General features: G+C 47.0%; 13 protein-coding genes. 2 read left to right on the forward strand and 11 right to left on the reverse strand.

The annotated features are described in order from the left end of the window. Window positions 1-9: 9 nt before the first annotated feature. From ICL07_RS19195 to ICL07_RS19225, 7 genes are all read right to left on the reverse strand, one after another. Window positions 10-558, reverse strand: coding sequence for a sigma-70 family RNA polymerase sigma factor (locus ICL07_RS19195; RefSeq protein ID WP_188089634.1), 549 nt, complete (start codon window positions 556-558; stop codon window positions 10-12). A 224-nt stretch (window positions 559-782) separates the two neighbouring features. Next, the gene (locus ICL07_RS19200) at window positions 783-1091 is read right to left on the reverse strand and encodes an anti-sigma factor (protein ID WP_188089635.1); all 309 of its coding nucleotides are present in this window, start codon (window positions 1089-1091) and stop codon (window positions 783-785) included. 6 nt (window positions 1092-1097) lie between these two features. Continuing rightward, entirely contained in the window at window positions 1098-1649 is a 552-nt protein-coding gene (locus tag ICL07_RS19205) for an RNA polymerase sigma factor (RefSeq protein ID WP_188089636.1), read from the reverse strand. A gap of 69 nt (window positions 1650-1718) precedes the next feature. After that, window positions 1719-2297: a peptide deformylase gene (gene def / locus ICL07_RS19210; RefSeq protein ID WP_188089637.1), complete on the reverse strand. Its 579-nt coding sequence runs from the start codon at window positions 2295-2297 to the stop codon at window positions 1719-1721. Between the two features lie 121 nt (window positions 2298-2418). Next, window positions 2419-2832, reverse strand: coding sequence for a Holliday junction resolvase RuvX (gene ruvX / locus ICL07_RS19215; RefSeq protein ID WP_188089638.1), 414 nt, complete (start codon window positions 2830-2832; stop codon window positions 2419-2421). 121 nt (window positions 2833-2953) lie between these two features. Next, entirely contained in the window at window positions 2954-3817 is an 864-nt protein-coding gene (locus tag ICL07_RS19220) for a UbiA-like polyprenyltransferase (RefSeq protein WP_188089639.1), read from the reverse strand. A 35-nt stretch (window positions 3818-3852) separates the two neighbouring features. Continuing rightward, a complete protein-coding gene (locus tag ICL07_RS19225) occupies window positions 3853-4398 on the reverse strand; it encodes an RNA methyltransferase (RefSeq protein ID WP_246485092.1) in 546 nt (181 codons plus the stop codon). 46 nt (window positions 4399-4444) lie between these two features. Here ICL07_RS19225 and mutS point away from each other — a divergent pair, with 46 nt between their 5' ends. After that, on the forward strand, window positions 4445-7054 hold the full coding sequence (mutS, locus tag ICL07_RS19230) for a DNA mismatch repair protein MutS (RefSeq protein WP_188089640.1): 2610 nt from the start codon (window positions 4445-4447) through the stop codon (window positions 7052-7054). Between the two features lie 381 nt (window positions 7055-7435). Beyond that, window positions 7436-8131 carry a response regulator transcription factor gene (locus tag ICL07_RS19235; protein WP_188089641.1) on the forward strand — a complete coding sequence of 232 codons (696 nt, stop codon included), beginning with the start codon at window positions 7436-7438 and terminating at the stop codon, window positions 8129-8131. Here ICL07_RS19235 and ICL07_RS19240 read toward each other — a convergent pair. The 4 genes from ICL07_RS19240 to ICL07_RS19255 form a co-directional block, all read right to left on the reverse strand. Further along, window positions 8049-9782 carry a sensor histidine kinase gene (locus ICL07_RS19240; protein WP_188089642.1) on the reverse strand — a complete coding sequence of 578 codons (1734 nt, stop codon included), beginning with the start codon at window positions 9780-9782 and terminating at the stop codon, window positions 8049-8051. The two genes, ICL07_RS19235 and ICL07_RS19240, sit on opposite strands and share 83 nt — an antisense overlap. A 36-nt stretch (window positions 9783-9818) precedes the next feature. Then, a complete protein-coding gene (locus ICL07_RS19245) occupies window positions 9819-10199 on the reverse strand; it encodes a hypothetical protein (RefSeq protein WP_188089643.1) in 381 nt (126 codons plus the stop codon). Window positions 10200-10321: 122 nt separating this feature from the next. Continuing rightward, window positions 10322-11029: a two-component regulator propeller domain-containing protein gene (locus ICL07_RS19250; RefSeq protein WP_246485093.1), complete on the reverse strand. Its 708-nt coding sequence runs from the start codon at window positions 11027-11029 to the stop codon at window positions 10322-10324. Window positions 11030-11241: 212 nt separating this feature from the next. Then, window positions 11242-12960: a SusD/RagB family nutrient-binding outer membrane lipoprotein gene (locus tag ICL07_RS19255; protein WP_188089645.1), complete on the reverse strand. Its 1719-nt coding sequence runs from the start codon at window positions 12958-12960 to the stop codon at window positions 11242-11244. Window positions 12961-12963: the final 3 nt, after the last annotated feature.

Raw genomic sequence — 12963 nt, forward strand, 5'->3', positions numbered from 1 at the left:
GCAACGTATTTATTTGTTTAAAATCACCCTCAATTGGATGATGGCATTACGCAGCCTGGTTTTTACGGTACCCAGGGGAATATCGAGTACCCTGGAAATTTCTTCCTGTGTGCAGCCTTTGTAATAAGCCAGATCAATAAGGGTGCGTTGTTCTTTGGTCAGTTTGTCCAGGACTTTGGAAAAACCGAGATGATCGACGGACGGGTACACGGTTAACGAGCCGCCATCAAGATGTACGTCATCTGTGATGTTTTGGATTTTTTGTTCCAGTTTATAGGATTTGGAACGGAGCACATCGATAGCGGTATTACGGGCGATGTTCAGCATCCAGGTGAACAGGCGGCCTTTTTCTTCATTGTATTGTTCGGCATAGCGCCATATTTTCAGGAATACGTCCTGCAGTACATCTACTGCCAGGCCATGATCGTTCAGCACCTTTACGATCACGCCATAGAGAGCAGGCGAATAGTGATCATAAAGGAAACCGAATACTTTCTGGTCGCGGGCGTGTAAACCCTGCACCAGTTCAGCTTCTGTGTATGTTACATGATAATCCACAACAAGCAGCCAGGTTTGGTTGACAGAACTTTTTTGGGTGAATTCATTCCATGACAATCATAGGTAGCGCCAACCGCCGCTGAAAAATCTATATGACTACCTTACTAATCTGAGTAAACTGTGCCGAGCGTGTTACTAATGGTTTAACGAGGGTATTATCAGCAATTTACGGATTAATCAATTATAACCCGTGCATGCCGGTTACTATTTTCTGTTTTATTGTATCAGGTATTTTTTTCTTTCGCGGAGCGGGCCGGGCCTGGTGCACGCAGTTCATCCGGCAACAGGCTATTCCCTGCCGTCGTTTCTTCTTCCCGGATAATGTTCAGCAGCCGGTCTTTGATATCCATAGGCGGTGCCATGGCGTACAGCTGTACAAATCTTTCCCGGTCCTGCTGCAGTTCCTGCACCGTTGCTTTTACAGCAGGGTATTGCGCGATAATGATTTCCACTTCGCGTTGTTCTGTTTCGGACAACAGCCCGAATACATAACTTTCAAGAATACCGGATGATATGTAGCCTTGTACATCCACTGTCTGCTATAATTGTTTTAGGAGGATTCTTAACTGCATAATTGCGTTGCGCATTCTGGTTTTCACGGTTCCCAAAGGAATATCCAGTGTTTTAGCAATTTCCTCCTGTGTACAACCTTTAAAGTAAGCCAGGTCAATAATAATACGCTGGTCTTTGGGAAGACCTTCAATTACTTTTGTTAATCCAAGATGATCTACAGAAAGGTGTACAGCCAACTGGGGCTCATACATCAGGTTTGCGCTGGTGACGTCCTGTACTTTTTGGTCAAGTTTGTGGGCTTTTGACCGTAAACTGTCTATGGCAGTGTTCCTGGCGATGTTTAACATCCAGGTAAAAAGACGCCCTTTGGAGGGGTCGTAGCGATCAATGTTCTTCCAGATCTTAATAAATACTTCCTGGAGCACATCGCCGGCGGAAGCATCATCCGTAACTATTTTGAGTGCCACCCCATATAATGCGGGTGAATAGTGGTCATACAGATAACCGAATAACTTCTCATCCCTGGCTTGCAGTCCCTGAACAAGTTCTATTTCAGTATATGATAAGGTAGTTCCCAAAATGGATACGGATGGTTAATCTTTACAATACCAAAATAAAGGGTTTTCTTTACATTACAAAATTATTTCCTATTTAGGAAATGTCATTTTATAGTCTACCCTTATCTTTCCTTTGGTAATATCATCGAGTTTGCTTTTCAACATTCTGCGCTTCAGCGGCTTGAGGTGATCGATAAATAATTTGCCGTCGATATGATCATACTCGTGTAAAATCACACGGGCGGTAACACCGCTGAAAGTGCGTTGCTGCGGCTCAAAATTTTCGTTCACATAAGACAGGGTCACGGTTTCATCGCGGTATACATCTTCCCGTACTTTAGGAATGCTCAGGCAACCTTCGTTGTAAGCCCATTCCTTGCCGCCGGTTTCTACGATATGCGCGTTGATAAACACATCCTTTACGCCTTCATCTCCAGGATAGTCGTTCTTTTCATCGTCTTCCAGGTTATCGATGATCTGTTTGCTGTCTACCACAAACAAACGGATGGATTTGTTGACCTGAGGGGCGGCAATGCCAACTCCATTGGAGCCGTACATTGTTTCCCACATATTGGCGATTAGTTCCTTCAACTGAGGATAGTCGGGCGTAATATCTTCTGCTACTTTTCTCAGTACCGGGTGCCCGTATGCAACAATTGGCAATATCATGATCTTGTGCTGGTTTTAATTGATCTGCAAAGGTACGACATTTGGTTATTTTGATATTTGGATATTTGGTTATTTAAGGGGATTCCCTGATCAAATATCTAAATATTTAAATAAAAAATATCTAAATTTTATTTTGCAGGTACTCCTGTAAAATGATGGTGGCGCTGATTTCATCCACCAGGCCCTTATTCTGGCGGTCCTTTTTCTTCAGACCGCTGTCTATCATGCTTTGGAAAGCAATCTTGGAAGTAAAACGTTCATCTACCTTTTTTACCGGCACCTGCGGGAAATTTTTCCGGAGAATGCGGACGCATTCTTCCACCAAAGGAGTGGCATGCGTAGCATTGCCATCCAGGTTTTTAGGTTCACCTATGATAATAGCCTCCACTTCTTCGGCGGCAAAATATTTTTTCAGGTAAGGGATCAGTTCATGTGTAGGGACGGTGGTAAGCCCGCTGGCAATCAGCTGCAGCGGATCTGTTACCGCCAGCCCGGTCCTCTTTTTCCCATAATCAATAGCCATTACACGCGCCATAACATTTAGAAATTTTGATATTTGGATATTTTAATATTTAGTGAACTGTTTTTAAATATGAGTTATTTAGGTACTGAAAGATCTTTTTAATTAAATAACTCAATAACCAAATAACCAAATATCAAAATAACAGCATGTCAGCAATGACAAAAACAGCAAACACTACGCTGGCAATACCATTGGTGGTCATAAACATCACATTCACCTTGCTCAGGTCATGTGGTTTTACCAGCAGGTGCTGAGAGATGAGCATAGCAATAAAGACAGCCGCGCCTATCCAGAACAACCAGTGATAGTGGCCATAGATGCCGATAGTGATCACCAGCGCCGCCGAAATAACGTGCAGCAGCTCAGAGAAACGCAAAGCACCGGAAAGGCCCAGCCATGCCGGGATAGAGTTCAGCTGCTGGGATTTATCAAAATCTTCATCCTGCAGGGAATAGATAATATCAAAACCGGATACCCAGGTCAACACCAGTACCGACACCAGTACCGGCAACAGGGCAAACTCGCCGGTCACCGCCAGGTAAGCCCCGATAGGCGCCAACGACAGGCCAACCCCCAGCACCATATGGCACAAAGCTGTAAAACGTTTGGTATAACTATATCCCAGTACCACCAGCAAGGCTACGGGCGACAGGAAAAAACAGATACGATTGATAAACCAGGTAGTTAGCACAAACAACATCACGTTAATCAGAATGAAAAACATGGCGTTTTGCGGAGAAATAATACCAGCAGGGATTTCACGCCTGGCCGTACGCGGATTCAGCTTGTCGATGTCCATGTCCAGCCAGCGGTTAAACGCCATAGCCGCACTGCGGGCAAATACCATACATAATACGACCAGTCCGAAGATAGTCCAGCTAAAGCTGCCCCCTCCCCTGGTAGTGGCCATGAAAAAACCCGTCAACGCAAATGGCATCGCAAAGATGGTGTGACTGAACTTTACCAGCGACAGGTACTTGTTAATAGTAGTAATCATATGTAAACAGTTGAGCTAACAGCTCTTAAATAAAATCATCCTTTATTGGCCGCAGCCTTCAGTTTTACAAAGATATCCCAAACTACAATACCGGTACTGACGGAAATATTCAAAGAATGTTTCATGCCTGATTGAGGGATTTCGATACAGCCATGCGCTTCTTTCATCACCGTAGCATCCACACCGCTCACTTCATTACCGAAAACCAGTGCCAGGGGCTGGGTAGCAGGCGGTGTAAAAGCATCCAGCATCACACTACCGGCAGCCTGTTCGATGGTCATAATAAGATATCCTGCTTTTTTCAGGGCCTGTACTGCTTCTATCGTCGTAGGAAAATATTGCCAATCCACGGTTTCGGTAGCGCCGAGGGCTGTTTTATTGATATCCCGGTGCGGCGGTACCGGCGTATAACCACACAACACGATGCCCTGTAACAGGAAAGCATCTGCCGTACGGAACACCGATCCAACATTATGCATACTGCGTACATTGTCCAGGACCAGTACAACGGGGGTTTTATCTGCTGCCTTGAACTCGTCCACCGTTTTACGGCCCAGTTCATCCATGCTTAACTTTCTCATGATCTGCAAAGATAACCGGATCGGATGAGTTTTATATATTTGCGCCATGGCAAAAAGTAAATCAGAAGAAACGCCACTGATGCTACAGCATAAGGCTATCAAGGATAAATACCCGGATGCAGTACTATTATTCCGTGTAGGCGACTTTTATGAGACCTTCAACGAAGACGCCGTGATCGCCTCCAGGGTACTGGGCATTGTGTTAACCAAAAGGGCCAATGGATCTGCTTCTTATGTGGACCTCGCAGGATTTCCCCATCACTCGCTGGACACCTATCTTCACAAACTGGTGAAGGCAGGCCATCGTGTAGCCGTTTGTGATCAGCTGGAAGACCCTAAAACAGTAAAAGGTATTGTCAAACGCGGTGTTACCGAAATGGTTACGCCCGGTGTAGCGGTCAACGATAAATTACTGGAGAACGCCAGCAACAACTTCCTGGCAGCCGTTCATTTCGGCGCCGATATTACCGGGGTCTCTTTCCTGGATATATCTACCGGCGAGTTTATCATTGCCGAAGGCAGTACAGAATATGTGGATAAACTGTTGCAGAGCTTTCGCCCTGCAGAAGTAGTATTTGCCCGTCAGCAACAGAAACACTTCAAAGCTACTTTCGGCAGCCGCTTCTACACCTACAACCTCGACGAGTGGATTTTTACCACCCAGTATGCACAGGATATCCTGCTGAAACACTTTGAAACACAATCCCTCAAAGGCTTTGGCGTGGAAGGCATGAATGCCGCCATCATTGCGGCCGGCGCCACCATGCATTACCTGAAAGATACCGAACACCCGCATCTGCAACATATCACCCGTTTACAACGTATCAGCCAGGAAGATTTTCTGTGGATGGACCGCTTTACCGTGCGTAACCTGGAATTGTTGCAGAGCAGCGTGGAGAACGGGCATACCCTGCTGAAAGTGCTGGACAACACCGTCACCCCCATGGGCGCCCGCCTGCTGAAACGCTGGCTGGTATTCCCGCTGCGCGACAAAGAGCAAATCAATCAAAGACTGGATACACTGACCTATTTCATCAAGGAAACGGAGCTGTCACAGAAACTGGTGCATCATCTTAAACTTACCGGTGACCTGGAAAGGCTGGTATCCAAAATCCCGCTGCGTAAAATCAATCCGCGGGAAGTGATGCAGCTGGCCCGTTCCCTGGAACAGGTGCAAGCTGTGCAGGAGCTGTTATCCAAAAGCGGCAACGACTACCTGCTACGCCTCAACGAAAAACTGGATATCTGTGAGCCGATTCTGCATAAGATACTGAACGAGGTGATGGAGAACCCATCGGTACAGGTGAGTAAGGGCGGCGTTATCCGCGATGGTGTGAACGCAGAGCTGGACCAGCTGCGTGGCATCGCCACCAAAGGCAAGGACTACCTGTTGCAGATACAACAGAAAGAATCCGAAGCCACCGGTATCCCTTCCCTGAAAATAGCCTTCAACAACGTGTTTGGCTATTACCTGGAAGTCACCAATACCCATAAGAACAAAGTGCCCGAAACCTGGATCCGTAAACAAACGCTGGCCAATGCCGAACGTTATATTACGCCGGAGCTGAAAGAATATGAAGAAAAAATAGTGGGCGCCGAAGATAAAATACTCAGCCTGGAAACGCGCCTGTTCGACGAACTGCTGGCAGCGCTTCAGCCCTTCATTGAGCCGGTGCAGCGCAATGCACAGGTATTTGCGCAGCTGGACTGCCTGCTTTGTTTTGCCCACAACGCACTGCAATACAAATACCGCCGGCCGGTGATCACCGACGACTACCAGCTAGATATCCGGGAAGGGCGCCATCCGGTGATAGAAAGAGGTCTGCCTGCCGGAGAAGCATACGTAGCCAACGATATACAGCTCAATAAAGACAATCAGCAGATTATCATTCTCACCGGTCCCAACATGAGCGGTAAATCGGCCTTATTGCGGCAAACCGCCCTGATCACGCTGATGGCGCATATGGGCAGCTTTGTACCCGCTACCAGCGCCGATATAGGACTGACCGACAAAATATTCACCAGGGTAGGCGCTTCCGATAACCTGAGTGGCGGCGAATCTACCTTCATGGTGGAGATGAACGAAACTGCCAGTATTATCAACTCCATTACCCCCCGCAGCCTGGTGATACTGGATGAAATTGGCCGTGGTACCAGTACCTACGATGGTATTTCCATTGCCTGGAGCATCGTGGAGTATTTGCATGATATGACCCCGCATCGTCCGAAAACGCTGTTTGCCACGCACTATCATGAACTGAATGAGCTGGAAAACAAACACGAACGCGTGAAGAACTTTCATATCACCAATATGGAGTCGGGCAACAAAATCATTTTCCTGCGTAAGCTGGCGCCGGGCGGCAGCCGTCACAGCTTTGGTATACATGTGGCCCGTATGGCCGGTATGCCTCCGGAACTGATCAACCGTGCCAACGAAGTGCTGGCTAACCTGGAAGAAAAACATATCGATACCTCTTTACAGAAGAATATCAAAAATATTGCAACGCCCACACAGAAGCTGCAACTCAATATTTTTGATGCACATAGCGATACGTTTCAACAGATACGGGAGAAACTGGGCACAGTGGACATCAACCGGCTTACCCCGGTAGAGGCTTTGCTGAAACTCAGTGAGATCAAATCAATGATTAATTAATCGTCTGTAATATTATAGCCCCGGGGTCTTCAAACCGGGGCTATAATATTGTAGAGAATGCCGGAACTGTGGATACAGCCAGCCGCTTTTATCTGATAAGAAAACAGCCACAGTGCCGGCTACCACCCCGGTACTGGACCATGGTCCTATGCTTGCCAATTGGGGTTACTACACCCTGGAATCACCCCGGTGTATCATTATTTAGATTTCCTATGCTAAATCCTTGAAAATAATTGCGTTAGCAAACTTACTCCACTATTCTCCGCCGTTTTGTAGCAATTGATTGAAGTTGAAATAGAATTAATACTATATTTTGTAGAAATATTACTACAACGCCTATCGGAAAAGAATGAGAGTTTTGTACCGACCATACCTATTACTATGCCATCGTTCCTGATTGCCGACGACCACAGTGTGGTACGAATGGGCGCTATCCTGATGATCCGTGAAGTATTCCCGCATGCTGATATTGCAGAAGCAGAAACTTTCGATGAAGCCATTAAAAAGCTGGAAAAGCAGTCTTTCGACATGTTGTTACTGGATATCCATATTCCCGGAGGAGATACCATTCATATGATACCCGCCGTGAGACTCAGGCAGCAACAGACAGCCATCCTTATTTTTTCCAGCTACAGTGAATCGTTGTATGCGCCCGAGTACCTGAAAGCAGGAGCAGACGGTTATCTCGCTAAAAATGCGCCACCAGAGGAGTTTAAGGGCGCCATCCAGAAAATATTCCGGGGCAAAAAATACATCAGTGACGTATTACAGGACAGGTTAGTCAACGAGTTACTGAAACCCAAAAATGCGCCTGTCGGGGAAACCGTGCCATTGTCCCAGCGGGAAACCGAGGTGATGCACCTGCTCATCAAGGGCGCCAGCGCCAAGGAAATTAAACAGGCACTGAGTATCCATGATTCTACCATCAGTACCTACAAAACCCGGATTTTCGAGAAACTGCAGGTAACGAATGTAATTGAGCTGGCAGAAAAAATCAGGATGTCCGGGCCTGTATACAAAAACAGCAGCCTTCACCAGGGAGAGAAGACACATACAGCTCCAGTTCCAGAAGGCTGATCAGTTCCTTAACAATCATGAGTCCCATGCCACTTTGCGATGGCACAGGGAGGTCTTTTTCGTTTAGCCATTGCAGTAATCCGGCCGGCATACCCGGGCCGGTATCTTTTACCAGGATAACCGTTTGGTTATGCCGTACTTCGGTACCAATGGAGATAGTGCCGTTGCGGGTAACCTTCACCGCATTGTCTACCAGGTTATGCAGGACAACCGATAATAATTGCATGTTGCCTTCCCATTCCAGCTGTGCAGGCACATCGTTATGTGTTTCCGTTCCTTTTTCCAGGGCGATACCCTGGAAGATCATCAATACATCGCGGACTAAATTTGCCAGGAGGAAAGTTTCTTTTTGGAGCGGACCGGAGGCCACCTGTACTTTCAGGTATTTGAGCAGGTTATCTGTCATAAAGGAAAGCCTGTGGGTATGGTCATGCACCAGTTTAGCCAGTTCCGTGAGGGCGGGTAACCTTTCCTGGAAAAGACTTTCATACAGCTTGCGGGACAACAGTTGCTGGTATTTCAACGGTGTTTGAATATCATGGCTCACGGAGCGGATGATACGTTCCTGGATATCGGTACGTTGTTGCAGTTCTTTTGTTTTCAGGGTTACTGCCGCTTCCAGCTGGGTATTGCGCCGCTGGATATAACGGATACGCAGGTGTATAAACATAAAACTGCCGGCAAGGATGCCCATCATAAACAGTATCCTGGCCCAGGTGGTCTGGTACCAGGCTACTGCAATACTGAATGTGATGATTTTCTCCTCATAGTTATTTTTACCGAAACCATTCAATTTCCTGATCACCAGGGTATAATCCCCACTGGAAAGCATAGACAGGGAAATTGTACCATCTTCCGGTACGGGCAACCATAATACGGGTTGATTGTCTTCCTGCAGGGAGTAAGCAATCTGTAAATTCTTACGGTTACCCATATACGGAGAGCTTACCTTAAAGCTTAGCTGGTTGAGTTTACGAGGCAGATTGAGATGTCCCGCAACAGGCATTTCCCGTTTATCCGCAATAATCTTATCCACAAACAGGTGGTTTTCCGGTAAAGATCCCCGGATGCTGTCCGGATTAAAAAACACCAGACCCCGCAGCGAGGGCAGTGACAGTATACCATTGTCCAGCTTCACTGCACAGGGTACACAATCGCCGTTAAACTCATTGGTCAGGAAGCCATCATTTTTATCATAATAATGATAATACAAAGTGGTAGTGGTGTCTTTTGTATAATTTCTGAGGTCATCCTGACTAATCTGGAATAGGCCGTTGTTAGTCGTAATCCAGAAGTATCCCTGTTTATCCGGTACGATACAATGGGCGGTGGATAAATAGTTGTTGGCATCGGGCGGCAAGGCCGTCAGTTTGTTTTTATAATACCGGAAAAAGCCATCGCCGTAGGTGGTGATCCACATTTCTTCCGGACCCGAAATATAGAGGCTGCGGATCTGCTTATGTTCCAATTCCGGTATGGAGGTTATGTTGCCCGATCGCAGGTTTATGCGGTAACATCCCCGTTTCGTTGCCACATACACCGTTTTTTCCCAACGGGCGAAGAAAGTGATTTCATCCTCAACGGTCAATAGTTTCCGAGGGACAGCATTTGGCTGGTACATGGGTAAGGCCACCAGGCCAGCCCCACGCATACCCGCCCATATTTCCCCATTGCCGGCATCATAGAGCTAGGCTATTTCACCCGGCAGACTCCATTTCCGGAGAACAGCAAACGTAGTTCCATCCAACTGATAGAGCTGAGACCCCCACCTTACCCAGATGCGATGCAGACTATCCGTAAGGATACTGAGATAATCACTGGGTACCAGCTTCTGTACAGCGTTTATTCTTTTCGTATATCCATTGGTTCCCAGAATATCTCCTTTTGCAGTAAGTATGGTGTTATGGGTATAAGCTGTCTGACCATAGTACACATCCCCTGCTCCAATATGCCCGGTATAAAATTTCGGCGTTGACAGCATAAACAAACCATTTGTGAAACTACCGAGGTATAATTTCTGATCTGTTTCATCATAAAACACATTCTTTATTTCATCGTTTTCCGGCATGCTGAATCCCGATATGATTTTCCGGCTTGCCGGGAGCCCGTTAGCGCCAACTGTGATTAAATAAAAATTGTTGTTAATATATATAAGCCCCTGGGTGGGCATATAAACATTCCAGAATAAGGTTACCTTTTTTTATTATTACCCGGCCTGGGTTCTTTCATAATTTCGCCACCCAGTTCCAATGTTTGCGGGGTTGATGAGAACAGCGTTACCGTAAGGTTTTTGTGAAGATAATATAGCCTTTTGCCCAGCAGGAAAAACTCCCAGCGGTTTTGGGAGGAAAAGGGAACCGTATAACGCAGCGTTCCTTTTTCATAAAAAGCGACGTTATATTGCGTACACTCGTAGTAGCTGTCTTTATCCAGGTAATATATCAATTTGCGGATGCAGGCCCGTTCAGACAGCATTACTTCCGGCCGGTAGGCCAGGTAAAAACGCCCTGTATCCTGGTAGTTATCCTTTGCATACCATTGATAGAAGCTCCTGGGATATTTATGGGGTAGAGTATCGCGAACAGCCTTACCATCCAGCAGTTTCAGCCTTTCCTCATTTGAATTATAGGCCCATAGTTCGCCCGAAGGGCTTGTCAGAAAAGTGATAAAACGATTGGAGGTGATGCCTGTATTACTTCTTTCATAGTTGGTGAAATGCGCACCATCAAAGCGGGTAAGGCCATTTTCCGTGGCAAGCCAGATAAATCCGGATGCATCTTTTACGATGGATTTGACACTGTTTTGGGGCAGCCCATTCGTATTATCAAAATGTTGCACATAACAGGAATCAGGCAGGGAAGCGTTTTCAGCGGCACACACCCGTGTGACGAACAACAAGACAATCAGTATAGCGGACAAGGGTTTCCGGCAAGCGCACATAGGTATAAAAGATTCAACTCCAACGTATATACGAAGTTTATGCCAATTTTAGAACTTAGTACCATATTTGTTTCGGACACGATAAATTAAGAAGCGGCTTCCCGGTACCGGGAGAGCCGCTTCTTTTCTCGTATAGCGAAGATTGCTATGTATGCATACTTGCTATCAACCTATTTTTTATCCCACCATACACGGCCGGTGAAATCGTTGTCACCATTACCATATTCGCCGGTTTTCTGCATTTCGGTGATGGCATTTCTCCAGTTGGTCTGGTTGGCGATGGTTGGCTGAGGCAGCGCCCAGCGACGTGGAATGGCTACCGGCTGGCCGGAAACAGTCATACGTTCCAGTGGCAGCAGCTTACTGTCTTCTTTAGGAATACCTGTTCTTTTCCAGGCGCCCCAGGCTTCCCAGGGAGATTTGAACAGGTTCAGGAAGTTCTGGATATTAATTTTTTCCAGTTGTTCGTCAGCACTACCGGTAAAGGCTATACCTGGTTTAGCCAGGTAATCGGTGATCGCGGTAGCTGCCAGCGGCGCATAGTCGCGGATTTTTGCTTCACGGGCCATATCATCGTATGCTTTGATAGAGGCTTCCACACCATTGTTATAATAGGTAGCCGGATCTCCGCTGATAATACCCCGTACACTCAGTTCCGCGAGCATGAAACACTGTTCGGCATAGCTCAGGATCGGCTGCGTATAGCGGGCGCCGTTATTAGTGCCGTTTTCAGCATCCAGGTTAAACAGGCGGCGTTGTACGGCGGATACGGTATCCAGGGTACGGGTGATTTCCTGCACTTTACCATTTACCGTGAATTTCATCGTATAACGTTTCACCTTAAAGACGGCGGCATCCGCTGCCTGGTCTCTTCTGTCGGGGTTGGCAGGCAGACCGATATAACGTTGATCATTATATTGAGCAGTCGCCGGGAAAGCGCCACCTTTAATGAGACTGTCGATCAGTTCTTTGGTATAGCTGTTTTTCTCATAGAAGATATTCAGGCGTGGATCGCTGTTGTTCTGCATGTAGTCCAGCATGTTTTTGCCGGCAGAGAGCGGGCTGTTGTCCATCGCCCAGTTACCGCTACGGCCGAAGCTTTGGTCAGCGGAGAGAAATTTCCAGTCATCCGCATTGCTTACGAACAGGCCGTTCTTAACGCTCATCGCATCTGCGATGATAGCTTTAGCTTCATCCGGTGTTCTTTTCAGCACACGCATAGCCAGCTTAATACGCAGTACGTTACCCGCTTTCGCCCATTTGGCAATATCGCCGGAGTAGAAAATTTCCGCGTTACCGGGAGAAGCCTGCGTAGGGAGTGTGCTTTGCAGTGTGGCCACCGCCGCTTTCAGCTCGGCATCCCACAGCGGGAACAGTTTTTCCTGTGTATCGTAAGTGGGTGTGTAGTTAGCGTCAGAGCGAGCCTGGAAGGCGTTGGTGTAAGGCATGCTGCCATTGGCGTCGGAAGCTCTCCAGGCGCTGTACACCTTCAGGATCTTCGCAATGGCTATCAGAGAGCTATACTGTGCACGCTCGCCTTCAGGTCTTTTAGCTACTACTGATTCAATTTCTACCAGGTTACGACCAATACCTTTATAAAAGGCATTGTAAAAATCGTTGGTATTGGTAGGGCTGAAAAGGCCGGTGGAAGAAGATCCCGGAGCGGCCACACCAAACTGCAGCCATTGCAGCTGGTAGCTGTAAGCATCGTAGAACCAGTCGAAATCGCGGTCTACAATACCTTTTTCTGACTGTGTGATCAGCATTTCCGGTGGCACGTTCTCGCTCACCTGTGGATTTTTATTGAGATCTTCAAAGTTTTTGGTACAGGCGCTCAGCATCATACCTGCTACTGCTACACCTAATCCCCATTTATTGATATTTTTCATGTT

Origin of the sequence: Chitinophaga qingshengii (genome assembly GCF_014529935.1) — a bacterium.
Classification (GTDB): domain Bacteria; phylum Bacteroidota; class Bacteroidia; order Chitinophagales; family Chitinophagaceae; genus Chitinophaga; species Chitinophaga qingshengii.

Excerpts from the sequence above, each read along its gene's own strand:
- ICL07_RS19240 (WP_188089642.1), bottom strand. The coding sequence starts at position 9,782 with ATGCGTGGGGCTGGCCTGGTGGCCTTACCCATGTACCAGCCAAATGCT.
- ruvX (WP_188089638.1), bottom strand. The coding sequence starts at position 2,832 with ATGGCGCGTGTAATGGCTATTGATTATGGGAAAAAGAGGACCGGGCTG.
- def (WP_188089637.1), bottom strand. The coding sequence starts at position 2,297 with ATGATATTGCCAATTGTTGCATACGGGCACCCGGTACTGAGAAAAGTA.
- ICL07_RS19235 (WP_188089641.1), top strand. The coding sequence starts at position 7,436 with ATGCCATCGTTCCTGATTGCCGACGACCACAGTGTGGTACGAATGGGC.
- ICL07_RS19225 (WP_246485092.1), bottom strand. The coding sequence starts at position 4,398 with ATGAGAAAGTTAAGCATGGATGAACTGGGCCGTAAAACGGTGGACGAG.
- ICL07_RS19220 (WP_188089639.1), bottom strand. The coding sequence starts at position 3,817 with ATGATTACTACTATTAACAAGTACCTGTCGCTGGTAAAGTTCAGTCAC.
- mutS (WP_188089640.1), top strand. The coding sequence starts at position 4,445 with ATGGCAAAAAGTAAATCAGAAGAAACGCCACTGATGCTACAGCATAAG.
- ICL07_RS19255 (WP_188089645.1), bottom strand. The coding sequence starts at position 12,960 with ATGAAAAATATCAATAAATGGGGATTAGGTGTAGCAGTAGCAGGTATG.
- ICL07_RS19245 (WP_188089643.1), bottom strand. The coding sequence starts at position 10,199 with ATGCCGGAAAACGATGAAATAAAGAATGTGTTTTATGATGAAACAGAT.